Source organism: Bradyrhizobium centrosematis, assembly GCF_045571495.1.
In the GTDB taxonomy this organism is placed as follows: Bacteria; Pseudomonadota; Alphaproteobacteria; order Rhizobiales; family Xanthobacteraceae; genus Bradyrhizobium; species Bradyrhizobium centrosematis.
The window spans coordinates 2,288,703-2,314,200 of record NZ_CP120703.1; the positions used below are offsets into that span (position 1 = coordinate 2,288,703).

The 25,498-nt window shown below is 63.8% G+C and carries 26 protein-coding genes; 9 read left to right on the forward strand and 17 right to left on the reverse strand.

Annotated elements, in window-relative coordinates; genetic code table 11:
* Positions 1-172: 172 nt before the first annotated feature.
* The 7 genes from P6U31_RS10910 (at position 173) to P6U31_RS10940 (ending at position 6,235) form a co-directional block, all read left to right on the forward strand.
* Positions 173-445, forward strand: a complete 273-nt coding sequence (locus P6U31_RS10910) for a hypothetical protein (protein ID WP_407188270.1) — start codon at positions 173-175, stop codon at positions 443-445.
* 375 nt (positions 446-820) lie between these two features.
* Positions 821-1,486: a flagellar hook assembly protein FlgD gene (locus P6U31_RS10915; protein ID WP_407188272.1), complete on the forward strand. Its 666-nt coding sequence runs from the start codon at positions 821-823 to the stop codon at positions 1,484-1,486.
* A 26-nt stretch (positions 1,487-1,512) separates the two neighbouring features.
* Positions 1,513-2,778, forward strand: a complete 1,266-nt coding sequence (gene flgE / locus P6U31_RS10920) for a flagellar hook protein FlgE (protein WP_407188273.1) — start codon at positions 1,513-1,515, stop codon at positions 2,776-2,778.
* A 3-nt stretch (positions 2,779-2,781) separates the two neighbouring features.
* Entirely contained in the window at positions 2,782-3,042 is a 261-nt protein-coding gene (locus tag P6U31_RS10925) for a hypothetical protein (protein ID WP_407188274.1), read from the forward strand.
* A 9-nt stretch (positions 3,043-3,051) separates the two neighbouring features.
* Positions 3,052-3,516 carry a flagellar protein FlgN gene (locus P6U31_RS10930; protein ID WP_407188275.1) on the forward strand — a complete coding sequence of 155 codons (465 nt, stop codon included), beginning with the start codon at positions 3,052-3,054 and terminating at the stop codon, positions 3,514-3,516.
* Between the two features lie 19 nt (positions 3,517-3,535).
* Positions 3,536-5,311 (forward strand): flagellar hook-associated protein FlgK, encoded by a 1,776-nt coding sequence (gene flgK, locus P6U31_RS10935; RefSeq protein ID WP_407188277.1) that lies wholly within the window; start codon positions 3,536-3,538, stop codon positions 5,309-5,311.
* Positions 5,312-5,323: 12 nt separating this feature from the next.
* Positions 5,324-6,235 carry a flagellin gene (locus P6U31_RS10940; RefSeq protein WP_407188278.1) on the forward strand — a complete coding sequence of 304 codons (912 nt, stop codon included), beginning with the start codon at positions 5,324-5,326 and terminating at the stop codon, positions 6,233-6,235.
* 122 nt (positions 6,236-6,357) lie between these two features.
* On the opposite strand, the gene P6U31_RS10945 is transcribed toward P6U31_RS10940, so the two are convergent.
* The 16 genes from P6U31_RS10945 to P6U31_RS11020 form a co-directional block, all read right to left on the reverse strand.
* Positions 6,358-7,113, reverse strand: coding sequence for a response regulator (locus P6U31_RS10945; protein ID WP_407188280.1), 756 nt, complete (start codon positions 7,111-7,113; stop codon positions 6,358-6,360).
* Positions 7,114-7,171: 58 nt separating this feature from the next.
* On the reverse strand, positions 7,172-8,245 hold the full coding sequence (locus P6U31_RS10950; protein WP_407188281.1) for a UDP-glucuronic acid decarboxylase family protein: 1,074 nt from the start codon (positions 8,243-8,245) through the stop codon (positions 7,172-7,174).
* Positions 8,242-9,381 (reverse strand): glycosyltransferase, encoded by a 1,140-nt coding sequence (locus P6U31_RS10955; protein WP_407188283.1) that lies wholly within the window; start codon positions 9,379-9,381, stop codon positions 8,242-8,244. The genes P6U31_RS10950 and P6U31_RS10955 overlap by 4 nt, the downstream gene beginning before the upstream one ends.
* A complete protein-coding gene (locus P6U31_RS10960; RefSeq protein WP_407188284.1) occupies positions 9,378-10,466 on the reverse strand; it encodes a glycosyltransferase in 1,089 nt (362 codons plus the stop codon). The genes P6U31_RS10955 and P6U31_RS10960 overlap by 4 nt, the downstream gene beginning before the upstream one ends.
* Positions 10,463-11,593, reverse strand: a complete 1,131-nt coding sequence (locus P6U31_RS10965; protein ID WP_407188286.1) for a glycosyltransferase — start codon at positions 11,591-11,593, stop codon at positions 10,463-10,465. The genes P6U31_RS10960 and P6U31_RS10965 overlap by 4 nt, the downstream gene beginning before the upstream one ends.
* Positions 11,590-12,702, reverse strand: a complete 1,113-nt coding sequence (locus P6U31_RS10970; RefSeq protein ID WP_407188287.1) for a glycosyltransferase family 4 protein — start codon at positions 12,700-12,702, stop codon at positions 11,590-11,592. Before P6U31_RS10970 ends, P6U31_RS10965 begins: the two co-directional genes overlap by 4 nt.
* A complete protein-coding gene (locus tag P6U31_RS10975) occupies positions 12,699-13,985 on the reverse strand; it encodes a TIGR04295 family B12-binding domain-containing radical SAM protein (RefSeq protein ID WP_407188288.1) in 1,287 nt (428 codons plus the stop codon). Before P6U31_RS10975 ends, P6U31_RS10970 begins: the two co-directional genes overlap by 4 nt.
* On the reverse strand, positions 13,982-15,046 hold the full coding sequence (locus tag P6U31_RS10980; protein ID WP_407188289.1) for an NAD-dependent epimerase/dehydratase family protein: 1,065 nt from the start codon (positions 15,044-15,046) through the stop codon (positions 13,982-13,984). Before P6U31_RS10980 ends, P6U31_RS10975 begins: the two co-directional genes overlap by 4 nt.
* The gene (locus P6U31_RS10985) at positions 15,046-16,158 is read right to left on the reverse strand and encodes an NAD-dependent epimerase/dehydratase family protein (RefSeq protein ID WP_407188291.1); all 1,113 of its coding nucleotides are present in this window, start codon (positions 16,156-16,158) and stop codon (positions 15,046-15,048) included. The genes P6U31_RS10980 and P6U31_RS10985 overlap by 1 nt, the downstream gene beginning before the upstream one ends.
* Before the next feature lie 223 nt (positions 16,159-16,381).
* Positions 16,382-17,587, reverse strand: a complete 1,206-nt coding sequence (locus tag P6U31_RS10990) for a phosphopentomutase (RefSeq protein ID WP_407188292.1) — start codon at positions 17,585-17,587, stop codon at positions 16,382-16,384.
* Positions 17,575-18,528, reverse strand: coding sequence for a beta-xylosidase (locus P6U31_RS10995; RefSeq protein WP_407188293.1), 954 nt, complete (start codon positions 18,526-18,528; stop codon positions 17,575-17,577). The genes P6U31_RS10990 and P6U31_RS10995 overlap by 13 nt, the downstream gene beginning before the upstream one ends.
* Positions 18,528-19,292, reverse strand: a complete 765-nt coding sequence (locus tag P6U31_RS11000) for a TIGR04290 family methyltransferase (protein ID WP_407188294.1) — start codon at positions 19,290-19,292, stop codon at positions 18,528-18,530. The genes P6U31_RS10995 and P6U31_RS11000 overlap by 1 nt, the downstream gene beginning before the upstream one ends.
* Positions 19,289-20,098 carry a sugar phosphate nucleotidyltransferase gene (locus P6U31_RS11005; RefSeq protein WP_407188295.1) on the reverse strand — a complete coding sequence of 270 codons (810 nt, stop codon included), beginning with the start codon at positions 20,096-20,098 and terminating at the stop codon, positions 19,289-19,291. Before P6U31_RS11005 ends, P6U31_RS11000 begins: the two co-directional genes overlap by 4 nt.
* 2 nt (positions 20,099-20,100) lie before the next feature.
* The gene (locus P6U31_RS11010; protein WP_407188297.1) at positions 20,101-21,207 is read right to left on the reverse strand and encodes a glycosyltransferase; all 1,107 of its coding nucleotides are present in this window, start codon (positions 21,205-21,207) and stop codon (positions 20,101-20,103) included.
* Positions 21,204-21,800 carry a histidine phosphatase family protein gene (locus P6U31_RS11015; protein WP_407188298.1) on the reverse strand — a complete coding sequence of 199 codons (597 nt, stop codon included), beginning with the start codon at positions 21,798-21,800 and terminating at the stop codon, positions 21,204-21,206. Before P6U31_RS11015 ends, P6U31_RS11010 begins: the two co-directional genes overlap by 4 nt.
* Positions 21,800-22,900, reverse strand: coding sequence for an inositol-3-phosphate synthase (locus P6U31_RS11020; protein WP_407188300.1), 1,101 nt, complete (start codon positions 22,898-22,900; stop codon positions 21,800-21,802). The genes P6U31_RS11015 and P6U31_RS11020 overlap by 1 nt, the downstream gene beginning before the upstream one ends.
* Before the next feature lie 331 nt (positions 22,901-23,231).
* Between P6U31_RS11020 and P6U31_RS11025 the strand changes: the two genes are divergently transcribed.
* Entirely contained in the window at positions 23,232-23,519 is a 288-nt protein-coding gene (locus tag P6U31_RS11025) for a hypothetical protein (RefSeq protein ID WP_407188302.1), read from the forward strand.
* A 14-nt stretch (positions 23,520-23,533) separates the two neighbouring features.
* A complete protein-coding gene (locus P6U31_RS11030) occupies positions 23,534-24,469 on the forward strand; it encodes a hypothetical protein (protein ID WP_407188303.1) in 936 nt (311 codons plus the stop codon).
* Here the strand turns inward: P6U31_RS11030 and P6U31_RS11035 are convergent.
* A complete protein-coding gene (locus tag P6U31_RS11035) occupies positions 24,444-25,220 on the reverse strand; it encodes a Crp/Fnr family transcriptional regulator (RefSeq protein ID WP_407188305.1) in 777 nt (258 codons plus the stop codon). The two genes, P6U31_RS11030 and P6U31_RS11035, sit on opposite strands and share 26 nt — an antisense overlap.
* Between the last annotated feature and the right edge of the window lie 278 nt (positions 25,221-25,498).

Consider the following 25,498-nt stretch of genomic DNA (forward strand, 5'->3'; position numbering starts at 1 on the left):
GCCGGCTGCCCCTCCGCGACGCGGAGGGGAGAGCGGGCGCCGGAACGGTCGGCCGTTTCCACCGCTTTCCGTATTGCTGCGGGCACATTTGGCGCACGAAGCCGCCGAAATCCGGTTTCCGGAGCCCTTGCAATGCTCTATGACGGCCTGACCGAGGTGGGATCGGCGGGCGATGGACGTCACCGAGTTTGAGGAACTGATCGATCGGCTGGGCGAGGACCTTTCCCTCTGGCCCGACGACCGGCGTTTGCCGGCCGAAGCGCTGCTGGCGCAGTCCTCCGCCGCGCAGGCCCTGCTGGAGGAAGCGCGCGCCTTGCGCCAGGCGCTCGCTACACCCCCGGTCCGCGCGCCCAAGGGCCTCGCGGATCGCATCGTCGCGGCGGCCGCAAACATGAAGAGCGACGCGGCCGAGCCGCGCACGGAAGGCGAGACGACCGAGAGCTGAACGGCTCCGCTCTGAACCGTCGCTTCCTTCACCTCGCCCCGCTTGCGGGAAGAGTTCGCGTTGCATCAAAGATGCAATTCGGGAGAGCGGATCCTCCGCTGAACCCAGCATTCACCGTCTCGCGGAGACTTCCCTCACTCCAACCCTCTCCCCGCAGGCAGGGCGAGAGAGCGCACCGCCGGTGCCGCGTCAGATCCGCTTCAACTCATCGCTCTCTCAAGATGCGCACACGGCAGATTCTGCCCTGTCGAAAGCCATTTTCGCGCGCGTGAATCCTCGCCTGAATCCGCGCGCCCACGCGTTTCATCAGCACACAGATTTCAAGCGCCGCGACCGACATCGGGTCGCCGACCGCGCACGAAAGCGGAGTTTCTGATGACCGTTTCCGCCGTGAGTTCCACGACCACCGCGACCACGACGACATCGTCGTCGAGCACATCATCGAGCTCGTCGCTGACGTCGAGCGACTTTCTCAGCCTGCTCGTCAGCGAGCTCCAGAACCAGGATCCACTGAACGCGACCTCGACCACCGACTTCATCAATCAGCTCACCTCCTACGCCAATTTCACCCAGCAGGAGTCGATCAACTCCAACATGTCGTCGCTGGCGAGCTCGTTCTCGAGCCTCGTGACGCTCAACTCGGTGAACTATATCGGCCACACCGTCGAGGCGAAGGGCGACACGTCGACCTTGAGCAACGGCTCGGCGACCTACGGCTACTCGCTGTCCTCGGCCGCCTCCGACGTCTCGATCAGCATCTCGGACTCCTCCGGCAATGTCGTCTACACCGGCACCGGCACCGGCAATTCCGGCTCCAACAGCTTCACCTGGGACGGCAAGGATTCCAACGGCAACCAGCTCGCGGACGGCGGCCAGTACACCATCTCGGTGACCGCGACGAACTCCGCCGGTAGCTCGGTCCTCAACTACACGACCGTGAGCGGGACGGTGACCGGCATCGACACCTCGACCTCCACGCCCTCTCTCACGGTGAACGGCGTCGCGATCAGCGCAGCCAACATCCTCGGCGTTACGTCCTGATTTTCGATTTTCTCTGGAGCTTGATCATGAGTCTCACCGGTGCATTGTCCTCGGCGATCTCGGCGCTCAGTGCGCAGAGCCAGTCCCTGTCGATGATCAGCGACAACATCGCCAATTCCGATACGACCGGCTATAAGACGACGTCGGCGATGTTCGACGCGCTCGTAACGGCATCGAGCAACACCACCTCCTACGCATCGGGCGGCGTCACCGTCTCGGGTCGCTCCAACATCACTCAGCAGGGCCTGCTCGCCGCGACCTCCAACGCCACCGATGTCGCGATCCAGGGCTCGGGCTTCTTCGTCGTGACCAGCGCCACGACCGGCGGCATCACGTCCTATACCCGCAACGGCGCCTTCACGATCAATAATGCCGGCTATCTCGAGAACAACGGCAGCTACCTCGAAGGTTGGCGGACCGACGCGGACGGCAACGTCATCGGCAGCGAGTCGGCAAGCGATCTGGAGGCCATCAACACCCAGATAGCCTCCACCAGCGGCAGCGCCACCACCAAGACCACGATCGCGGCAAACCTGCCGTCGGATGCTGCCACCGGCGACACCTATACCAGCTCGATGACGGTGTATGACTCTCTCGGTGCTGCAAATACGATGCAGATCACCTGGACCAAGACCGGCACCAACGCCTGGAGCGCGAGCTTCGCCAATCCGACATCCTCGTCGGACACTACGACGGCGACGGGCACAGCGTCAGGCACCATCGACATCACCTTCAACAGCGACGGCTCGCTGGCCAGCACCAGTCCGGACCCGGCGACGGTCTCGATCACCGGCTGGACCGACGGCGCGGCCAACAGCGCCATCACGATGGACCTCGGAACGGTCGGCGGTACCGATGGCCTGACGCAATATGCTTCGGGCGAGACGACACCGTCGGTCAACGTCACCAGCATCGATTCGGACGGCCTCTCCTATGGCAAGCTGTCCAGCATCTCGATCGCCGATGACGGCCTCGTCAACGCGACCTATTCCAACGGGCAGACCATTGCGATCTACAAGATCGCGGTTGCGACCTTCGCCGATCCCAACGGGCTCGCCGCTTCCAGCAACGGACTCTATTCGGCGACCGTTACGTCGGGGAATGCCTCCTTGCAGGGCTCCGGCGAGAACGGCGCGGGGACGATCTACGGCAGCGAGCTGGAATCCTCGACCACCGATACCTCCAGCCAGTTCTCGAGCATGATCTCGGCGCAGCAGGCCTATTCCGCTGCGTCCCAGGTCATCTCCACCGTCAACAAGATGTACGACACCCTGATCTCGGCGATGAGGTGAGCGATGCCCGGTGAAAAGGCAAGCGCGGCCGGCGAAGCGCTGTTGCGCCGGATGCAGCGGCTGCTGGCTCGGGCCGCGACTCTCAAAGGCCGTGATCGCAAGCAACTGCTCGCGCTGCTCGACGACGTCGAAACGACACGCTGCGGTCTCCTGCGGGAATGTGCGGAGATCGAGGGCGAGATGAGGCAGGCAACCGTCAGGGCGAGCGCAATCGGCGCTTACTTGCGCAACTCCCAAGTCCAGCTCGGCAAACGGCATAATTAGAAGAAGGCGATGACCATGAGTGTAGCCCCCGCCAAGATGACGAACGCCGCGAATGGCGATACCCGCGTCAAGTCGCTGATCGCGCTGATCGACACGCTGACCGCGCTGGTCGCCGAGGAGAATGCCGAACTCGCCAGGGGCCTGCCGGCCTCGCGCTTGAAGCAGGTCGACGAAAAGAACCACCTGGCGGAGATGTTCGAGCGGATCGTTGCCGAATGCGCGGCCGGCACGACCAGCCTCCACGTGCGCGACCGCATCCTGCGCGAACAGCTGATGGACAAGATTCTGAAGCTGCGTGCGGCGATGGACGAGAACCTGGTGCGGCTGCGCGCCGCGATCGAGGCAAGCAACCGCCGGATCGAGGCGGTCATGCAGGCGATCCGCGAGCAGATCGCTGCGGTGTCGCCCTATGGCGCCTCCGGTCGCGTCGCCGCCGCCCGTGCCGTATCCAGCGGCACCAGCCGCAGCGCTTGACGGTTCGTGGGGGCTCGCCGTGTCACTCGATATCGCACGATCGATCGCTTTCAGCGGGCTGTCGGCGACGTCCGTGCAGATCAGTGTGACGTCGTCGAACATCTCGAACGCCGACACGACGGGCTATACCAGGAAGTCCGCAAACCAGTCGAGCAGCGTCACCAATGGTGTCGGTACTGGAGTCACGGTGACGGGGATCAGCTCCACCGTCGACAAGCTACTGCTGAAGTCGCTGGTCGGTGCGGATTCCGCTCTCGGCGCGGCCGATACCACCAACACCTATCTCACGTCGCTGCAGAAGCTCTACGGCTCGATCAGCAGCAGCAACGATTCGTCATCCGGAACGTCGCTCGCCAACAGCATCGCATCGTTGGAATCGGCGCTGTCGTCGCTGGCGAGCACGCCGAGCAGCGCCTCGCTGCAGTCCAACGTCGTCAGCGCGCTCGACGACGTCGCAAGCCAGCTGCGGGAGACATCGAGCGGGATCCAGAAGCTGCGGTCAGATGCCGACCAGGACATCGCGTCCTCGATTGATGACGTCAACACGGACCTGCAGCAGATCGCGGATCTGAACGCCCAGATCAAGCAGACCGCGGCGGCGGGCCAGTCGACAGCGGACCTGGAGGACCAGCGCAATACCGCGCTGCAGGACGTCGCCTCGAAGATGAACGTCAGCTATTTCACGGCGTCGAATGGCGATCTCCAGATCTACACCACGTCGGGCCAGGCGCTGGTAGACTCCTCCGCGCACACGATCAGCTCCACCGCCTCGGCCAATGTGACGGCGGCAACGACCTATACAGTGGGCTCCTCGTCGAGTGGTTTCAGCGCCATCACCGTGAACGGCGTCGACATCACCTCCCAGATATCAGGCGGAGACATCGGGGCGCTGATCACACTTCGCGACGACACGCTGCCGGACGCGCAGTCGCAGCTCGACCAGCTTGCGCAGCAGCTTGCCTCGGCGATGAACAGCGTCTCGAACAGCGCCTCCTCCGTGCCGGCGCCGACGAGCCTGACCGGCACGACGTCAGTCACCAGCGGCACGGCGCTGTCGTCCACCGGCACGGTGCGCCTTGCCGTCACCGACCAGAGCGGCAATCTGGTCTCCTACAGCGATCTCGATCTGTCGTCCTATGCCACGGTCGGCGACCTCGTCACCGCCATCAACGGCATCTCGGGCCTGTCCGCCTCGGTCGACGCGGACGGCCATCTCTCGATCACGGCGACTGGCTCTGGCAACGGCGTCGCCGTCAACGAGATGACGAGCTCAGTCGGCGGCTCGGGCGAGGGATTTTCCCAGTATTTCGGCCTCAACGATCTGGTGACTGGAACGAGTGCCTCGGACATTGCTGTCAACAGCAAGATCCTGTCCGGGACGAACGAGCTGCAGCTCGCGACCCTGGATTCGTCTTCGAGCCTGACGGTCGGCAGCACGGTGCTGTCGTCGGGATCCGCTACCACGGTCAATGCCTTCTACGATGCCCTGACGGATTCGCGGAGCTTTGTGCCGACCGGCGGCCTTGCGGCCACTACGGGATCGCTCGCCGACTACGCCTCGGCTATCGTGTCCGATGTGGCGAGCAAGGCCTCGCGGGCGTCCACAGATTACACTGACAAGGAGACTGCGCAGTCGACATATGCGAACTCGTTGGCGTCGCAGTCTGGCGTCAACCTCGACGAGGAATCCGCCAATCTGAGCACGCTCCAGAACAAATATTCGGCGGCTTCGGCCCTGATACAGGCCATCAACTCGATGTATTCGGCGCTGCTCACCGCCGTGCAGTCGACGTAAGAGGGCGCGCCGATGGTCGCGATGCGGGTTGCCACCTTCGCCCAGTCGAACAGGATGATAGCCGACGCGATGCGGGTGGAGTCGGTGATGGCCAACAAGCAGATCCAGGAATCGACGGGTGTGGTCTCGACCGATTTCGGCGGCTACGGCTCGGACGCGCAGCATGTGGTCAATCTCCAGGTCTCGGTGACGCGTGCGCAGTCCTATATCGACGCCGCTACGCTCGCCGACAGCAAGGTCCAGGTGATGTATTCGGCGGTGGGTTCGGTCACCGACATCCTCACTCAGCTCCGCTCCCAGCTCAGCGCGGCCTCGACGGGGAGCTCGACCGAGGTGAATTCGGTGATCAGCTCCGCCCAGCAGATGCTGGAGCAGATGGGCTCGCTGATGAATACGCAATATGACGGCCAGTACGTCTTCGCCGGGGGCAAGACGGACACTGCACCGGTCGATCTCACGAGCTTTTCGTCCGGAACCGGTTCGACAACGACCGCGGACACCAGCTATTACAATGGCGACAACGAGATCGCTTCTGTACGGGTCGCTGCCGACGAAACCGTGTCATACGGCGTCACCGCCGATCATTCGGCGTTCGAAGAAGTTATGCGCGTGCTGAAATTCGTCGCCAACAGCACCACGCTGTCGTCTTCGGACATCACCAGCGCGCTCGACCTCGCCAGCACCGCGCTCGACGACACCGCTGCCGTGCAGGCAAAGCTGTCGAGTTCGTCGTCCTCGATCGAGACTGCAAGCTCTCGCCAGGCCGACTACAAGAGTTATGCGGAGACCTTGTCGAATGACCTGACCAGCGTCGACGTCGCCGCCATCACGGCGCAGCTTTCGACTTACCAGACGCAACTCACGGCGTCCTATTCTGCTCTCGGGAAGATCTTGAGCCTGAATCTTGCGAGTTATTTGAAGTGATCTGGCTGCGTGATCAGAAATCCCGCGGTGGTGATGAGATGTAGTGCGAGGATCGGAACTCTACGAGCGCGGCGATCTGTCCGCTAATGCTCCTGAGATGGAAGAATCCCAAAAGCCACATGTCATCCGCTCAAGACCGCCGCGGTCGCTTGCGTGCTCACTGCTTCGGTTCTCGGCGTGAACAGGTAGCCGCCGGAGCGCACCGTCTTGATGATGGTGGGATCGGCCGGATTGGGCTCGATCTTGCGGCGGATGCGGCTGACCAGCACGTCGATGGAGCGCTCGAACGAGCCGGCGTTGCGGCCCTGCGTGAGGTCGAGCAGGCTGTCGCGCGACAGCACGCGGCCGGGCCGCTCGCAGAACGCCCTGAGCAGGTCGAACTCGGCGCTGGTCACCGCGACGCGCGCGCCGTCGGGATTGCGCAATTCGCGCAGGCGCAGATCGATGCGCCAGCCTTCGAAGGCAAGCGTGCTAGCGCCTTGGACCGCGCTCGCCGCTTGCGCGGCGGCCTGACGGCGCAGCACCGCGTTGATGCGGGCGAGCAACTCGCGCGGGTTGAAAGGTTTGGGCAGATAGTCGTCCGCGCCCATCTCGAGACCGACGATGCGGTCGATGTCCTCGCCGCGCGCGGTCAGCATGATGATCGGCGTCTGCGCTTCCGAACGCACCTTCCGGCAGAGGCTGAAGCCGTCTTCGCCGGGCAGCATGACATCGAGGATGATGAGATCGACGCGGTGGTCGGCCATCGCGCGCGACATCTCGCGGCCGTCGCTCACGGCGGTGACGTTGCAGGCGTTGTTGCGCAGGTATTTCGCAATCAGCGTCCGGGTTTCGCGGTCGTCCTCGACGACCAGGATGTTGGGACTGGGGATGGCCATGCCATTTGTTTGTCCAAGATTCGGGCCAAATGGCGAAGAATTTTGTTTCAGATTGTTTCTAGACGCGATCTGGCGGATCAGTGACCTTCAGCCGGCTCCTTACCGCATGCCGAGACCGGCTCGATGCAATGGCCGGCACAAGCGTTGGCGACTCACCTGCGATGCGCAACGCGAAATAGGCGATTGTGGCTTGGAGACCATCCTTCAGCGCCACGCGCGGGCGCCATCCGAGCAGTCGCGCGGCGGTGTCGATGACCGGCTTGCGACGCTTCGGATCGTCCTTCGGTAGCGCCTCGAAGCGCAGCGGCGAGGTTGACTCCGTGTATGTCAAGACCTCTCGAGCAATTGCTTCGATTGCAACCTCGTGCGGGTTGCCGAGGTTGCAGGGACCTGTCACCGATGAGGGGCTTTCCATCAGCAACTGGAGGCCTCTCACGAGATCGTCGACGAAGCAGAAGCTTCTCGTTTGCGTACCGCCGCCATAGATCGTGATCGGTTCACCGCGCAGGGCCTGCACGATGAAATTGGAGACGACACGGCCATCGTTCTCCAGCATGCGCGGACCATAGGTGTTGAAGATGCGCGCGACCTTGATCTCGGTCCGGTGTGTGCGGTGGTAGTCGAACATGAGCGTCTCTGCGGCGCGCTTGCCTTCGTCATAGCAGGCGCGTGGACCGATCGGGTTGACGTTGCCGAGATAGGCTTCCGGTTGCGGATGCACCTCCGGGTCGCCGTAAACCTCGCTGGTGGAGGCTTGCAGGACGCGAGCACCTTTCCGGCGTGCGAGCTCCAGCGTATTGATCGTGCCGAGCACGCACGTCTTCATCGTGCCGACGGGATCCTTCTGATAATGCCGGGGCGAAGCTGGGCAGGCGAGGCTGTAGATACGGTCGATCTCCCCGTCGATCTCGATCTCATCCCGCACGTCATGCTCGATGAAGCGGAAGTTCGGATGATTGAGGAGCGGCCTGATATTATCGATGCTGCCCGTGAAGAGATTGTCGAGGCAGATGACGGCGTTGCCGCGCTGCAGGAGCGAATCGCAGAGATGAGAGCCGATGAACCCGGCGCCGCCGGTGATGAGCACGGTCGACGAACGGCGGAGCGTGGGAATGCGGGACTGAAGTGTCATGGCAAGCTCTCTTGGAGTTGTGCGACCTGAACCGGACGGCCGCCGAGAAGACGCGCGGATTTGCGCCGACGGCGCGCGGTTGCTTCGGCGTAGTAACCCTCCAGCTGGCGGGCTCGGTGACTGGCGGTGTGATCAGCGAGAACGCGCCGGCGTGCGCTCTCCGCGATGGCGCGTCGACGCTCCTCGGGCATGTCGCGCAGGATCTCGATGACATCGCGCGGGGTTGAGGCCAGAAGGATTTCCCGCGACGGCTCGAAGACGGTTTCGATGCCGGGCCATTGATCCGAGATCACGGGCGTGCCGCAGGCGGCCGCTTCGAACAGCCGGACGCTCGGCGAAAAGCCAAGAGCACGCATGTCGGCGCGGGTGGCGTTCAGCGCAAACCGCTGTTCCGTGTAGAACTGCGGATGCTGCTTCGGCGCGAGATGCTCGATCCGCGTGACATTGGCCGGCCAGACGATATCCGCGGGGTATTGCGCTCCTGCAACCGCGAACTGCTCCGATGGCAGCGTACGCGCTGGAGCCAGCAGCAATTGTTCGAGGACGGGCTGCCGGTCCTCGCTATAGGTCCCGAGATAACCGAGCGCCCATGTCGTCTGCGCCTGTTGCGGCTTGTAGGAGTCGGCATCGGCGCTGCAATAGAGCACCCGCGCCATCGGGCTGCCGTAGCGCTCTTCGATCATGTCCGGCACAGGGCCGCCGGCAAATGAAAGATAGAGGTCGAAACGAGGGATCATCGTCGGCGAGAGATAGTCGAGGCCCTGGTCGAGCTTCGCCAGCGTCACGGGCGTGTCGATGTCATAGAAGGCGGTGATTCCCCGTGCCTGGCTCGTGATCCATTCGGAGATGGCGACGCCGTCGGGCACATAAGAGCCGATGATGACGAGGTCGGCATCTCGGATCAGCTTGCCGAAGCGGCGAGGAACGTCCCTCGGCGACTGATAGAGCTCGACAGTCCACGAAGACGGCTTGGTGAGATCGCGATGCTCGCGATACCAGGCGACGTCGCGTTCAAGGAACGTGACGCGGTGGCCTCGTCGCGCGAGGGCCTCGATCAGGGCGCGATAGGTCGTGGCATGACCATTGCCCCAGGACGATGTGACCGAAAGACCGACGACGACAATGCTCAGTTTCATTCTGCTGCCTCGATGCGCGAGCTGCTTCCGACAAAAAGATCGTTGAACTGGCGGGCACGGTGCCGATAGGTGTGTTGGCTGAGAATGCGCGCGCGGGCGCGCTTCGCGATCGCGGCGGCCCGATCGGGGCTGAGAGTGCGCAGATGGCTGGCCACCTCGGCTCCGCTCGCGGCCACCAGCACCTCGCGATCCGGATCAAGGAAGTGGTCGATGCCGTCCCATTGATCGGTGATCAGGCAGGCGCCGGCCCCGATCGCCTCGAACACTCGCGTCGGCGGCGAGAAACCGTAGCGGGCCATGCTGTCGCGATTGACATTCAGGGTCGCCAGGCCGGAGCCGAAGAATGCGTTGTGCTCACCGGTGCCGACATGCCCGATCTTGCGGGTGTTCCGCGCCGTATCCTTGTTCTCCCAGCCGGAACCGCCGAGGACGAACGATTTGTCCGGCAGCTCACGCGCGACCTCGAGGAAGAAGTGTTCGACGCGCTTCTCGCGATCGGGCAGGCGATTGGCCAGCAGGCTGAGATCGCAGGCGAACTCCGGCTTGGCCGGAGACGGGAAATGCGTCTCGGGGTCGAGCGCGTTGTAGATCGGCACGCAATCCCGTGCGCCCATCGCGCGATAGGCCGATACGACGACGTCGCCGCCGCCATAGGTCAGGACCATGTCATAGCAAGAAACGGCGCGCCGCAGATGATGTTCTGGATCGCTTGCCATGGCTTCGAGCGTGGCGGGAGCATCGACATCCCAGTAGATCCGCATGGCTCTGGATGGCAGGGCCGCCAGCGCGAGTTCCAGCTCCCGATCGAAGACGCTGACGCCGCTCGCCTTGACCAGCATGTCGGCCGATCGCGCCGCGGCATCGAGCGCGCCGCGCCAGCCGTCCGCGGTCGCAGGGTAAACGACGACCCTGGCCCAGTCGGGATCGGCGATATCGCGATGGGCTTGCCGCTCGAAAGCGTCCGGCTCGAAGAAGGTGATGTCGTGTCCGAGCGCCGCAATCTGCTTGAGCATGCCGCGATAGTAGGTGGCGGCGCCGTTCCAGTAGGACGAGACGAGGCTTGATCCGAAGAAGCAGATCTTCATGCAGAGGCTCCGATGTAACGCAGAGGCTGAGATGAGGTCTCGGAGGCACGAATGCCCTCCACGATGCTCACAAGCTCTTGGGCGCGATGCCGGCAGGTATGGCGCTCCTGGATCGTTTGCAGCCCTGTAGCCACCATGGCGGCGGACAGCTCGCGATCATCGAGCACGGCACGCAGCGCACGCTTCATCTCTGCGCCGTCGGCGACCTGGAGATAAGCGCCGTTCGGAAACAGGCTTTCCGCGTCGGACCAGGGAGCCGAGATCAGGGGAATGCCGCAGGCGAGCGCCTCGAACACGCGGATGGTGGGAATGCCCGGAAGCGACCGCACATAGGGGCCACGCGGAACGTGCACGGTCGCGCGCGCTCCGGCGAACGCGACCGGCGCCCAGTGTGCCGGCAGCCAACCGCCATGACGGATACCTGCCGCCCGGATGGTCTGGAGCGCGACGTCGGAGTAGCGAACGCCATACACGCTCGCGCGCAAACCCAAATCGGCAACGGGTTCGACCAGAAACTCATTGAGCTCGGCGCTGCGTTCGCCATCGCCCCAATTGCCGATCCAGACCAGGTCGTCGGTACGCTGGACATGCGGCAACGGGTGATACATGGCTGTATCGGCGGCCTCGTGCCAGGTATAGGCACGATCCGCCCAGCCGAGCTTCATGTAAATCTGGCGAAGCACCTCACCGAAGGCGAGCACGCCGTCAAACGCATCGAGGTCGAACTGCGCAAGCTCATCCGGCGCGGTGATCGCGCGGTGATGGGTATCGTGAAACAGCAGCGTGAAAGTGGCGCCGTGCGCGCGCCTGGACCCGATCTTCTCGATCACATCGGGCGAATTCCATTCGTGCACGACGACGAGATCGGCGCCATCCAGCGCCTCGTCGAAATCGAGCGAAGCATCGTAGCGACGAATTGAAACGCCTGGAAAGAGCTGGCTGATCGTCTGCAGTGCCTGACTGCCGCTTTCTCGGATGGCATTCAGCCGGCTCCAGCCATCGACAGGCTCGAACACCACGACCTCGTGGCCGAGCGCATGCAGCTCGCGAGCATAGCCGCGCAGGAAATGCGCGTTGCCATTGTTCCAGCAGGAGGTGAATGCGTGGTAGAACAGGACGCATTTCATGCGCGCACCTCGAGCGGGCTGGACGGCGGTCGAACGGAGTTCGAGGCGAGCAGCTCTTCGTAGAGCGTGAGATAGGCGCTGGTCGTGCGCGCCTGTGAATAGCTCAGGGACTGTTCATAGGCGGCGCGTTGCAGGCGTGCCCTACCGGGGGCATCGTCACAGAGCTCGGCCAGGATTCTGTGCAGGGACTCGCTGTCATCGGGACCAAAGAACCGTGCAGCTCCGCTCCACAATTCCCGGAATGTCGGGATGTCCGAGAGCACGAGCGCGCAGCCGGCGGCAGCCGCTTCCAGAACAGAGAGGCCGAACGGCTCGTACAAAGCGGGGCTGACGAAGATCGCCGCATGCTGAAGATGGCCGCGCAGGACATTGTGCGGCAATTGTCCAAGCCAGGTGACGCCTGCGGATGGATCTGCGTCAGTGGGTCCGGCGACTTGGACCGGCCAATCCAGACCGGGTGCGGCGGCCGCCAAGACGTCGATGTTCTTGGCACGGTCCCAGAGTCGTCCCGCCGCGAAGATAAGCTCCCCCTTTCGGCTTGGAAGGTCTCCGGCAGCAATTCCGTTCCAGATCACGGCTCCCGGTGAGCGGGGATGATAGATCTCCACGACCTGGTCGTGGAAGGATCGGCTCGGGCAGACCCAGGCCTGCGCGCTGTTGAGCGCAGCGGCCACGCGTTCGGTATATCGCGTCCATCGGGGCGCGCCGAGCCAGGCCGTATCCCGGCAGGCCAACGCCCATGAGTTGACGCAGGAATGTGCCACGAGAACCGTCGGGACCCGCCACGACAGCGTCGCCTCCCGAAAACTGTTGAGGTGGACGATGTCGGGCCTGAGCCTCGCTTCGAGGCCGGCGAGGACGCGTTCAGCGTTGGGGAAGTCGCGGCCTTCCGGATCCTGCCACTCCAAGGCGAGGTCGGTTTCGATCAGGCAGATCCGGGAGTCGCGCAGCGCCTCGCTCTGATCGCGGCGCGCGCGTGGGCCCATCGTCGCGAGAGTGACGTCGGCGCCCGCCGCGGCAAGGCTGGTGGCGAGGGCGCAGGAAAAGGTCCACACGCCGCCGACAGTGTCGGTCGTCATCAGGATCCTGATGTCCGCTCCTCGGCTCATGGTGCCACCGGATGCTCGAGGGCGTCGAGCGGGATTGGCCGGTCGTTCTGCACGTCGCTGAACCGGTCGAACATTCTGAGATAGTGCCGGTGCGCACGCTCCCAGGCGAAATCGTCTGCCTCGCCCCAGAGCTTTCGGTAGTCTGGCGAGCCGGGATAGGGGTAGAGCGGAACCGGATCGTTGGCCCAGATGCCCGCATCCTGCATCTTGCGGCGCCAGCGTTGCACCACGGGATCGTCGTCCTCGGGTACCTCGATCAGATTGGCCTGCACGAAGGGAACGTGCCGGCGGGCTTCGACCAGCCGGTCGGCGAGCTGGTCGGTGGTCATCCTGCAGTTCTTGGCGAGTGCAGCGCGTCCCTCGACGGTGAGGCTCTCGACCCCGGCCTCGATCGAGACGCAGCCGGCGCGGCCGAGCAGCGCGAGCATGTCCGGCTTCCAAAGATCGATGCGGGTCTGCACGCCGAACTTGAGCCCGCGCGTGCTCAGCCCTTCCAGCAGTTCGGCGTTCGGAAGGAAGATCTCGTCGATGAAATAGACATATTCGACGCCCTGCCCGCGCAGGCGATCAATCTCGTCAAGAATGATCGCGGGCGGCCGTTTGCGGTAGGCGTTGCGGAAGTTCTCCTTGGCGCAGAAGGTGCAGTTATAGGGGCAGCCCCGCGACGCCTCGACCTCCGCTCCGGGTCCGACAGGTTTGGCCTCGAACCGGTGATGATGGTGATGATGCCGCCGGATCATCTCGTCCGGCCAGACAAGCGCCGGCTGATCCCTGAACTCGACCGCCTGCGGACCACCATTGACGCGAACCGAGGCACCGTCTGCAAAGCACAGGCCGGGAAAATCGCGCTCTCCGTTTGCCAGGCGCAGCAAGGATGCTTCGCACTCGCCCATCACGATGATGTCGACGCCGAGCTTCTTGAGGGCCGCGCGCGGCGTCGTCGAGCCGTGCGGCCCGACGGCGACCAGGATTGGTGCAAGATCGCGTACCGCCAGGGCAAGCTCCTGCGGAACGCGCAGCTCGGGCGGCGCGCAACGCCAGAACAGATAGGTCGGAGCTGTCGTGATGACGACCAGGTCGGGCATGAACGCGCGTAGCTCCGTCTCGATGTCCCGGAGCGACAGATCGAACATGTGCGCATCGAGCAGCAGCGTCCGGTGCCCGGCCGCTTTCAGATAGTGCTCAGAGATCCCAAGCTCGAGCGGAAGGTGAGGCGAGCGGCACCCGAAATAGATGCTGCCGCCAAAATCCCAATTCGGATTGATCAGGGCGACGCGCTTCATGCCAGGGCCTCGCGGCTGCCGTGAGTTGCTCCGAAGCGGCTGTCGAGCCAGGCATGAAGCGAGCGAAGGCCCTCGGCAATCGAAACCTGCGGTGCCCAGCCAAGTGCGGTCGACAGCGCACGGGTGTCGGTCACGTACCAGGGCTGATCGCCCGGACGCCAATCGGCAAAGCCATAAGCGATCTCGCGGCCCGTCAGTTCGGCGATGTGGTCGATGAGCTCGCGAAGGCTGACCGCATTCGCCGGACCGCCGCCAAGATTGAAGACACGCCCGCGCGCGAGCGCGATCCGGTCGAGCACCGCGAGCCAAGCCGTGGCTGCATCCGACACATGCAAGGCGTCGCGGACTTGATAGCCGTCACCGTAGATCGTCAGCGGCTTGCCGCGGATCGCGCTCAGCAGGAAATGTGCGATCCAGCCCTGGTCCTCGGTGCCGAACTGACGCGGCCCGTAGATGCAGCTCATGCGCATCACCACGGTCTGAAGCCCGTAGACCCGCGCATAGTCGTGGACGTATTGGTCCGCGGTCCCCTTGGAGCAGCCATAGGGACTGTAGAAGTCCAGCGGCGCGTTCTCGGAGATGCCGTCCGCCAGCATGGCATTCGTGGGCGTGTAACGGCGGCCCGTGAGCACGATATCGCCGTCCTCGATCAGGCGGCCATAGACCTTGTTGGTGGACGCGAACACCACCGGCGCGCTGCTGTTGTGCAGCCGAACCGCTTCGAGCACGTTCAGGGTGCCGCGTGCATTGATCTCGAAATCGGTGGCCGGATCGCTCACGCTGTCGGTGACGGCGACCTGGGCCGCCAGATGCAGCACCGCGCGGGCCTCGCGCACGGCGTCGATCACGGGGATCGGCTCGCGAATATCTGATACCGTGATGGTGACGCGGTCGCCATGTCTGGATTTCAGCCATTGCGCGTTCTCGCGCACGCCGGCGCGAGCCAGATTGTCCAGCACAAGGACGCGCTCGCCGCGTTCCGCCAGCCGGTCGGCAAGATTGCAGCCGATGAAGCCGCAGCCGCCGGTGATCAGGACGGGCCTGTTGTCTCGCTCATTCATCACGCAACCAATCCTCGTTGCAGCAGCTCCTGGGTCGCCCGCTCGGCCTGATCGTCGGCGATCTGGTCTGCGAGATAGTCCGCGAGCTCCTCGAGGCCATCCTTGAAAGCCACATGTGGCTCGAAGCCGAGGAGATCGCGCGATTTGCCGATATCCGCGAAACAGTGCCGGATATCGCCGGCGCGGTATTTCCGCGTGATCTCGGGCGCGATGTCGCTGCGTCCCATGACGTCGGCGAGATCCTCCGCGACCGACAGGATGCTCCGGCTTTGGCCCGAGCCGACGTTGAAGACATCGTGCGCATGTTCCGTTTCCAGCGCGATGCGGCAGGCACGGGCAACATCATGCACGTGAACGAAGTCGCGACGTTGCTCGCCGTCCTCGAACACGAGCGGCGGCCGGCCGTTGAGAAGCCGCGCCGCGAAAATGGCGAGCACGCCGGTATAGGGATTTGACAGGGCTTGACGGGGACCGAACACGTTGAAGAACCGCAGCGCCATGGTCGGGATGCCGTAAGCCTTACCCGTGATCAGGCACATGCGCTCCTGCGCGAATTTGTTCAATGCATAGACCGAGCTCAGCGACGGCAGCTTTGTCTCCGGCGTAGGCAGGGGATCGAGCGGATGGCCGGCCGTATCGCGCAACTCCCACTCTCCTCGACGGAGCTGCTCGAACGATCGCTCATCGCAGGTAACGACGCTTTGATCCGACCTGCGATAGAGGCCTTCGCCGTAGATGCTCATGGAGGAAGCGACGACCAGCCGTTCGACCGGCCGCTTCGACAACGCTTGAAGGAGAACGGCGGTGCCGAGCTCGTTCGTGCGAACATAGGGCTCGATGTCGTACATGCTCTGGCCGACGCCGACGGCGGACGCGAGATGCAGCACCATATCGGCGCCGCGCAGGGCGCGCTCGACGGCACCACCGTCGGTGACGTCACCGACGATGAGTTCTGCGTCCTCGGCGAGATAGGACGGACGCTGACGGTTGCCGCCGTGAACCTGCGGCGAGAGATTGTCGAGAAGCCGCACGTCGTAGCCGGCGGCAAGCAACACGTCCGCCGCATGGGACCCGATGAAGCCCGCACCCCCCGTGATCAATACCCGCGTCATTCATCGCTCCGTACAACCGCAAGACCGATCCGTTCGGATCGGTCGATGATGTCTGGTGAAGCGCACTTACTGGATGGTCGGACGACCCGCGCGCCGGTCACGTTTGGAGTCAGAAGCGATGCAAGGAATGTTCGTTCCTCGAAATTGTACAAACGAATATTTCTCTAACCTGGATCAATAACCTAGGTGAATCCGCGCACGAGCCGCGACTAACGAACTGCGGTTAGAAGTGCGTGCCGTGCAGGAGAGCGGGCAGCTCCAGATGCTTTGCCACGGTCGCGGCGATATCGGCAAAGCCGTCGCGACGGCCGATCTGCGCGGCAGCTTGCGCCGTCCAGGCCAGGATCGGCACCTGCTCGCGGGTGTGATCGGTGCCGGGCCACGTCGGATCACAGCCGTGATCGGCGGTGATGATCAGAAGGTCGTCGCTGCGCAGGCGGGACAATAGCTCGGGAAGGCGATCATCGAAGGCTTCGAGTGCCGCGGCATAGCCCGCGACGTCGCGGCGGTGGCCATAGAGCGTGTCGAAATCGATGAAGTTGGCGAACAGCAATCCCCCATCGGCAAGGCTCGCCAGCCCTTTCAGGGTGGCATCGAACAGCGCCATGTTGCCGTCGCCGCGCAGGTTTCGTCCGGTCGCGCGATGGGCGAAGATGTCGTCGATCTTGCCGATTGTCACGATGTCACGGCCGTCGCTTGCGGCGAGGTCAAGCATGGTGGTTCCGGGCGGCGGTACCGAAAAGTCGCGGCGGTGCGCAGTCCGCTTGAAGTCGCTCGCGCCTGTGCCGATGAACGGCCGGGCAATGACGCGGCCGATGTTGAGAGGATCGATCAGCCGTCTTGCAATCGTGCAGATGCCGTAGAGGCGTTCGAGACCAAAAGTCTCTTCGTGCGCCGCAATCTGGAACACACTATCGGCCGACGTGTAGCAGATCGGCATCCCCGTTTGCATGTGACGCTCGCCGAACGCGGCAAGGATCTCCGTGCCGGAGGCGTGGCAGTCACCGAGGATGCCAGGTAACCCGGCCTGATCGCAGAAGGCCTTTGTCAGATCCGCGGGAAAGCACGGCGTCGTTCGCGGGAAGTAGCCCCAGTCGAAGGGCACGGGTACCCCGGCGATCTCCCAATGACCTGAAGGCGTATCCTTGCCCTTCGAGATCTCGCTGGCACATCCGAATTGCCGGTGCCAGGCGTGGCCCTCCAGTCCTTGCGGCACGCTCCCAGTGGCGAGGTGGCAGGCTTCGCCGAGGCCTAGCGCGACGAGATTGGGAAGCCGCAGCGGCCCCTCGCGGGCGGCGCTGTCGGCGCGCCCAGCCGTGCAAGCCTCCGCAATGTGACCGATGGTGTCGGCGCCGTCGTCGCCGTAGCGCGGGGCATCGGGCGCGCCACCGATGCCGACGGAGTCCATGACGAGGATCAGGGCACGCATGACGGCTCTCTGATGCGAGGATCAACCAGCGGTGAGGAAGGCGCAAAGCCCGTCTTGGTGCAGTATCGATCGACCATCGATGCGCAGAAATCAGCGAATTCGTTGACGTCGAGTGGCGGGCTGGTGTGATGCGGTTCGATGCCTCGATGCTCGGGCGTGAAGCAGAACGTGACTGTAACCTGGAACTCCGCCAACGCCGCCATCTGGCGGTCGAACCAGTCGAGCGCATTGGGGCGGAAGCTGTCGGCCCACGACAGCCCTGTCCTGAGATGGGTCACGCCGAGGCGACGCATCCACTGCACCGCGTCTTGGAGCCGATGATCCTCGAAGTGGAACCACTGGCAGAGACCCATGGCAGGCGCATATTCGCCGAACAGGTCGGCGGCGGCCTTCGGCGTGCCGTCCTCGCGCAGCAGGCCCATGTGAAAATGGCGGTAGTAGGAGGAGCCTTCGGCTTCCTTGTGCCGTGTCGTTGCTTCCCAGGCCGAGGGCAGGTCGTAGAGGCTGTACCAATGGATGCGCGGTGCGCGTCCGATCAGGAGCTCGGCGGTGCGCGACAGGCCCCAGGCCTGCACCTCTTCGGCGCCGAACGAGGAGACGCCGACCTCCGTCACCCACACGGGCAGGGTGGTGACCGCCTTGATTTCCTCGAGCTTGGCCGGCCACTCGCCGATCTGCCACAGGTTCCAGTCGAGCGGGAAGCCGTGCACGGCGACCGCATCGAAATTGTCGAGCACGCCGCGGCTTTGCATCTTGCGCATGAAGGACGGATCGATCGGCGAGATGCCGCCGAGCACGATGGGCAGCGCCGACCGTGCGCTGCGGATCGCCTTGCCGGCGGTGATGGCGAGATCCGCGAACATGACCCAATCCGGGTCGATCTGAAGATCCCAATGCGACTTGTTGTTCGGCTCGTTCCAGATCTTGGCGGCCTCGATCATCAGCTTGTGCTCCGGGATGGATAGACGGGCCCGTCGGCTTGTGGCCGCTCCGTCCGCTTACAGAGATAGACTTCGTCTTCCGGATGCGCAGTGACGGCAAAGCCCGCACTGCGCAGCATGGCCTCGACACAGGCCCGGTTCGGCACCCACCAATTGGTGGGGTCGTCGGCATATTTGTGCTCGATGAAGTGGAGCTTGGGATAGCCGCTGGAATCGAATTGGTCGGTGGTCCAGAAATCGTAGTTCTTGTCGATCGCATCGACACGGCTGTCGCCTCGCTGCATCGACTGAAACAGCAGGAGGTCCTTGGCGACGTGCTCGTGGATGAGATCCAGCGCCAGCAGCGGATGGCGCAGATGGTAGAGCACGCCCATGAAGATGACGAGGTCGAATTTCTCGCGGAGCTGTCCGACATCATAGGCCGACATCCGGCGGAATTCGATCCTGAGGCCGTTCACCTCGGCGGCGAAGCGCGCCTGTGCGAGGTACTCCTCGTCGGTATCGAGCCCGAGCACGCGCTCGGCGCCTCGCCGCTTCATCTCCATGGCGTAGAAGCCCGCGTTGCAGCCGATATCGAGCACCGTCTTGCCTTCGAGGCGGTCCGGAATGATTCCGGAGAAGCGGCGCCATTTCACATTGGGATAATCGCCGAGGAAATGGCCGGGCGCGGTCGGCACGCCGTTGAGGTCGAGGTTGTGAAACCACGGACCGAGCGCGTCGACGCGCCTGCGAATTTCCTCGCGCGTGAGCAGCGCTCCCGTCATGCCGTTGCTCCGTTGTTCGTTGCGGCGATCGATCGGACTCCATCGGTCGAGGCCCCGGCCCGCAATCTCGACCGGCCGTCCATGCCGCTGCTCTCCGCGAGAAGAGCCATCGCGGTGCGATAGCCGTCGACGGTCCCGACATCGACATAGGATTCGCCTGCCTTGATCCCGATGCCGGTGCCACCGGCCTGGAGATAGGCATTGACCAACGTGCCGAAATATTCGTCTTGTTTGTCCCGGTCGATCCAGAGTGCGTGCAATTGGCGAAAGCCGGCTGCTGACATCCTGAATGCGCCCCAGATCCACCGTGATGCCGGAGTCGGCTGCTTGACCTGGATTTCACGCACATGATCGCCGTCGAGAACGACGGCATCGAAAAACTCCGGGTGCTCGACCGGGAAGAGCAGGAAGGAGAGATCGGCATCGGGCAGGGCCTGTAGCGCGGCCTTTGGAAACCAGACGGTGTCAGGCAGGCCGACGACGACGTCCTCGTCATGGCCGACCACGGTGCCGGCCCTGAAGACGGCATCGCAGAGGCCGGATGCGTCGGGCTGGACGACATAGGCGAGCTGGGCGCTGCCATAGTGGTCGCCGAAATATTCCAGAATGTCGGATTTACCTGAGGAGATCACGAAGCAGATCTTGTCCGCGCCGCCGAGGATCAGACGCTCCAGCAGATATTCGGAGACCGCGCAGGGACGCTCCGTGCCGTCGTCGCGCCGGCTGCCGACAGGCAGTAGCTCCTTGGAGAAAGCCAGCGGCTGGATGCGGCTGCCGTGGCCGGCTGCCGGAACGATGCCCCACATGCTCAGGCCTCCTCGGATTGCTGCTGCTGACGCGCGCCGCTGGATGCCGCCTGCTCGAGCAGGGACACCAGCTCACGGGCGCGCTTGTCGGAGGTGTGCTGATCCATTGTGCGCTCATAGGCGCACTGGGCAATGGACTGCAGCTCCGGGCTTGGTATCGCGAGCGCGGCCAAGGTGTCCTGCGCGTCACGGGCAATCAGGATCTCCCTGCCGGGCGCGAAGAATTCCTCGATGCCTGGCCAGTGGTCGCTCAGCAGTGGGACGCCGCAGGCCGCGGCCTCGAACAGACGGCCGGAGGGGCACCAGCCCATCTCCGCCATGGCCTTGCGCGTGACGTTGAGGGTCAGGCGAGAGGACGCGAAGAAAGGTGCATGTTCCGATGGCGGCAGATGCCGCACGAAATAGATGTTGGGCGACCATGGAAAGTCGTCGGGATATTGCGCTCCGCCGATCAGGAAGCGCAGATCCTGTCGCGCCCGCGCCGGTTCGACGAATAGAGCCTCGAGCCCGCGTTGGCGGTCGTCGGAGTAGGTGCCGAGGTAAGACAGATCCGCACGGTAATGTGGTTGGGAGGGCACCGGCCGGTGAATATCGCTATCCACATGGCCGTACAGGGGACGGATGTCGCGGGCGCCGAGCCGCTCGCGGAATTCGTGAACCACGCGCGGTCCGCCCGTGAAGCTGAGGACGAGCGCGAAATCCCGTAGGCCTTGCTGGCCGATATAGGAAACGGTTTCACCCGCCATGAGCCGCGCCAGCGTGATCGGCGTATCCAGATCATAGAAGACGGGAACGGCTCGTCCCTCGGACATGATCAGGTCGGTCGCCGCAATCGCGTCGGGACAGTAAGACGTCACAATCGCGACATCGGCATCCCCGATGTCGCTGCGGGCCAGGGAGCGGGTCTCGCCCCAATTCGAAAACAGCCGCAGCTGCCCACCGGGCAACTCATTGAAGTCCCGGGCACCGGCATAATAGGGCACGTCGCGCTCGTAGAAGACCACGGTATGCCCGAGGCGCGTCAAATGCTTGCAGAGACCGCGCCACAGGGTCGCGTGGCCGTTGCCCCAGGAAGAGGAGATGGTGAGGCCGAAAATGACGATCTTCACGCCGGCACCTGCTGATTGATTCCGGTGATCCTGAGCCCGCTTTGGTAGGCGCTGAGAGTGCTGATGCTGGAAGGATCGATCTCGATCGAGAGAAAGGCATCAAGATGCATGCGGGCGTAGTGCAGCAGGGCCGCACGGATCGGCTCGGCATGACTGACGACGATCACGGTGCCCGCAACAGGGTCATGGCGCAGCTGCTCCAGATGGCTGACGACACGGCTCTGAAGCGATCGCATGCTCTCGCCGCCCGGAGGGCGCGCGCTGCCGCGCCGCCTGTTCCAGCGCGACCATCGGGGGTCACGACTGAGCTCCTCAAAGGACCTGCCGGTCCATTCGCCATAGTCGAGCTCGTCGACGGCAGGAACGATCTCGATCGGCAGTCCGAAATGCGCCGCCAGGATGGAGGCCGATTGCATGCAGCGTCGCTGCGGGCTCGACTGGATCAAGGACGGCCGCGGACTGACGTTGGTCGCGCAGCGCGCCATCTCGCTGCAGCCGATGTCATCGAGGGTGACGCCGTCCATCCGGCCGCACAGCGTGCGGCCGAGCAGGGCATGACGGCCATGGCGGACAAGGTGGATGATCTCGGCCATCAGCTGTACGCCTTGTCGTCGATGAATGCGCGGGTTCGCCGCCCGGCCTCGTCGTCGGTGAACTGTTGCGGCGGCGACTTCATGAAATAGCTGGAGGGGCCGGTCAGGGCGCCGCCCTGACCGCGGTCCATCGCAAGTTTTGCGCAGCGGACGGCGTCGATCACGACGCCCGCCGAGTTCGGGGAGTCCCACACCTCGAGCTTGACCTCGGCGCTCAAGGGAACGCCGCCGAACGTCGTTCCTTCCAGCCGAATGAACGCGAGCTTGCGGTCAGTGAGCCAGGGCACATGATCGCTCGGTCCGACATGGATGTTGTCAGGATCAATCGGGACGTCGAACTGGCTGGTGACGGCCTGGGTCTTGGAGATCTTCTTCGAGGTCAGCCGCTCTCGCTCGAGCATATTCTTGAAATCGGTGTTGCCGCCAACATTGAGCTGATAAGTGCGGTCCAGCCGCACGCCGCGATCGCGGAACAGGTTGGCAAGCACGCGGTGCAGGATGGTGGCGCCGACCTGACTCTTGATGTCGTCGCCGATGATCGGAAGGCCCGCGTCCTCGAACCGCCGCCGCCAGTCCGGATTGGACGCGATGAAGACGGGAATGCAATTGACGTAGCCGCAGCCGGCCTCGATCGCGCGCGCCGCGTACCATTCGCTTGCGCGCTGGGAGCCGACGGGCAGGTATGACACCAAAACGTCGGTTCGTGACGTCGCCAGGACTTCCGAAACGTCGGCCTCCGGGACGTCGGCGATCGGAACGTCATCCTCGAGATAGTGCCCGATACCGTCCATGACCGGGCCGCGCTGTACGATCACGCCGGTTTGATCCACGTCAGCGAAGCGGTGCGTGTTGTTTGGCTTGGCAAAGATGGCCTCGGAGACGTCGCGCCCGACCTTGGCGGCATGGACGTCAAAGGCCGATGCGATCTGGATATCGCTGATGTGGTATCCGCCGAGATCAACGTTCATCAGGCCGGGCACAGGCTCATTCGACTTGGCATTTCGATAGAAGGTGAGACCCTGGACGAAGGAGCTTGCGCAGTTGCCGACGCCGACGATGCCGACGCGCACGCGGCGCCTGTCCTGAAGACGGGAATGCATGGACGAAAACCTCCGGGAAGACGCACGGCGTCAGCGTAAGTAGGTCGGCGAACGTATCGGAAGGTATGTTCGTTCCTGTGCTGGAGACGCCGCCGCCCCAGGCGGATCGATTCCGGGCAAGAAAATGCAGCGCCCTTAACCTGGGATAGAATCCGCCGCTGCTCGAGGGGAACGAAGATCATCTTGGATGAAGATGAAGAAGATGATGCTGGTCGTCTCGCAATGAGCCGTGTCGTGCCGTGAAGAACAAATCTTGCCGGCCTGCGTTTCACCGCAAATAGCCCGGTGTGATGCCCTGGCATTGCCAGGCTGCCAACAAGCGAGGTGCCACATGACGTCCAAGACCCAGAACAGCGAAGCCCAGCAGACCACCGATCACGCGGCGATCCGCAGATGGGTGGATGAGCGCGGCGGGCAGCCGGCGACGGTCAAGGCAACCGAGGAGGACGGCCATGCCGGCATCCTGCGCATCGATTTCGATCCGCCGGACGAAGCACTCGATCGCATCGGTTGGGACGAGTTCTTCGACAAGTTCGACGAAGCCGGCATCGCCTTCCTGCACCAGGATCGCACCAAGGACGGCAAGCTCAGCCGTTTCCACAAGTTCGTCCGCCGCTAGCCGGATCGCCGGCGGTGGCGAGCGATTGGGTGGAGGCGATGCGCGCGGGCGATTTCGCGCGCGCCTGGGCCATCAACGACCGCGATCTCGCGGCGACGCCGCATCCGCCCAAGCACACCGGTCCGCGGCATCTCCAGCGGATCTGGCGCGGGGAGCCTCTCGCGGACCAGCATGTGCTCGTCCGGTGCTATCACGGGCTCGGCGACACCCTCCAGTTCCTGCGCTTCATGCCGCCTCTCCAGGACGTGGCGCGCAGCGTCACGGTCTGGTGCCAGGCGGAACTCTTGCCGCTGGTGGAGCGCACTGCAGGCGTCGACCGCGTGCTTGCGCTCCACGACGGGGCGCCCGAAACTGATTTCGAGGTGGATATCGAAATCATGGAGGTGCCGCAGGCGCTGAAGGTCGGGCGAGAGCGGATCGAGATGCGCGCGCCTTATTTGACGCTACCGCCGACAAGCGTGCCTGCCTCGGTCGACCCTGAAGGATTGGCCGTCGGTCTGATCTGGGAGGTCGGTCAATGGGACAAGCGGCGCGCAATTCCACCGGCCATGTTGCGACCTCTCGCTATTCCTGGCGTAGCGCTTCACTCGCTTCAGGCAAATGCAGCCATCGAAGAGCTCGCGCAGATCGGGGCGCTGGACATCAGCACGCCCGACATCGCGACGCTCGGCCATCTGCTCCGCCGGCTCGACCTCGTCATCTGCGTCGATACCATGATCGCACATCTGGCCGGCGCACTCGGATGCGAAGCCTGGGTGCTGTTGCATGCCGACTGCGACTGGCGATGGCCCTCGTCCGGGTGCCGCTCGCTCTGGTATCCGAGCCTGCGGCTGTTTCGCCAGAAGACGACCGGGGATTGGGGCGCTGTGATCTCGGAAGTACGAGAAGCCTTGGAGCAGCATGCAAACACTCGCGTGAACCTCATCACGCCAGCGCAACGGCGCCTTTAGCCGGTTGGATTGATCGCGCACCTTGGTCCCGCGGCTGGATGCCGAGATAGGCGGCATCGAAGCCCGCCAGCCGGACCAGTCCCGGCCAGTCGGAGATCGTCAATGTCTTGCCATGCCATTGCAGCAGGTTGCAGCGGCGCAACTCCTGGATGGTACGGTTGGCATGAACCGGGGAGATGCTACAGGCCGCGGCGAGGTCGGATTGGGTAAACGGCGAGGACAATCTGAAATCCTTGGCGAGTCCGACATTCTGCAGGCGGGTCGTGATCTCGCAGAGCAGGTGCGCCACGCGCGTCAGGGCATCGCGGCTGCCGAGGTTAATCGTCCAGTTGCGTTGTATGGCGTGGTCTCGAAGCAGCATCAGCAGCAGAGTACGCGCCATCGTAGGCGAGCGTGCAGATACCTCGCGAAAGAAGTGATGCGGCACCAGCGCGACCACAGCGGGGCCGAGCGCAATGAGGTTGCCATGGATGCGGGGCCGGTACAACGTCTGGAGATCGGCAATGTCGCCGGGGACCGAGATCGACGTGATCTGCCCGTCCGTCCCTTCGGCGTCCTGCCAGGATAGATAGCCCTGGAGCAGCAGGCAGCATCGATGGTTATCGTCGCCGTGGCGCAGGATCGTCTGATGCGAACTGAAGTGCGCAATCGTGCTCGGCATCTCTGCCAGGAGATCGAGATCGTCAACACTTATGTCGCCAAGGCTCGCCAGATGATCGGCGAGCTTGGAGAAGGTAAATCCAGTCTGCATTGGTCGTCCGATCGCACGTCGCCCACGTGCAGTTTGGGTCAAGTCGCAAAAGGCAGGCATTAACCTTTGATGCATTCGTGCGAATTGAGAGAATGGATCATCGGATGCAGGTCGACGCCTGCCCGTCTTCAATGTTCCTGCGGGCTCCGCCCGCCTGGGGATGACCTAAGTTGGTCAATGGGGTGTTTTGAGCGGGGATTCTCGTCGCCGCCGCTGCAACGTCGGCCGCTGTCGTGCTGAAGCAGCTTGTCCGGAACCAGGTCCACCCTGGTCGGCGA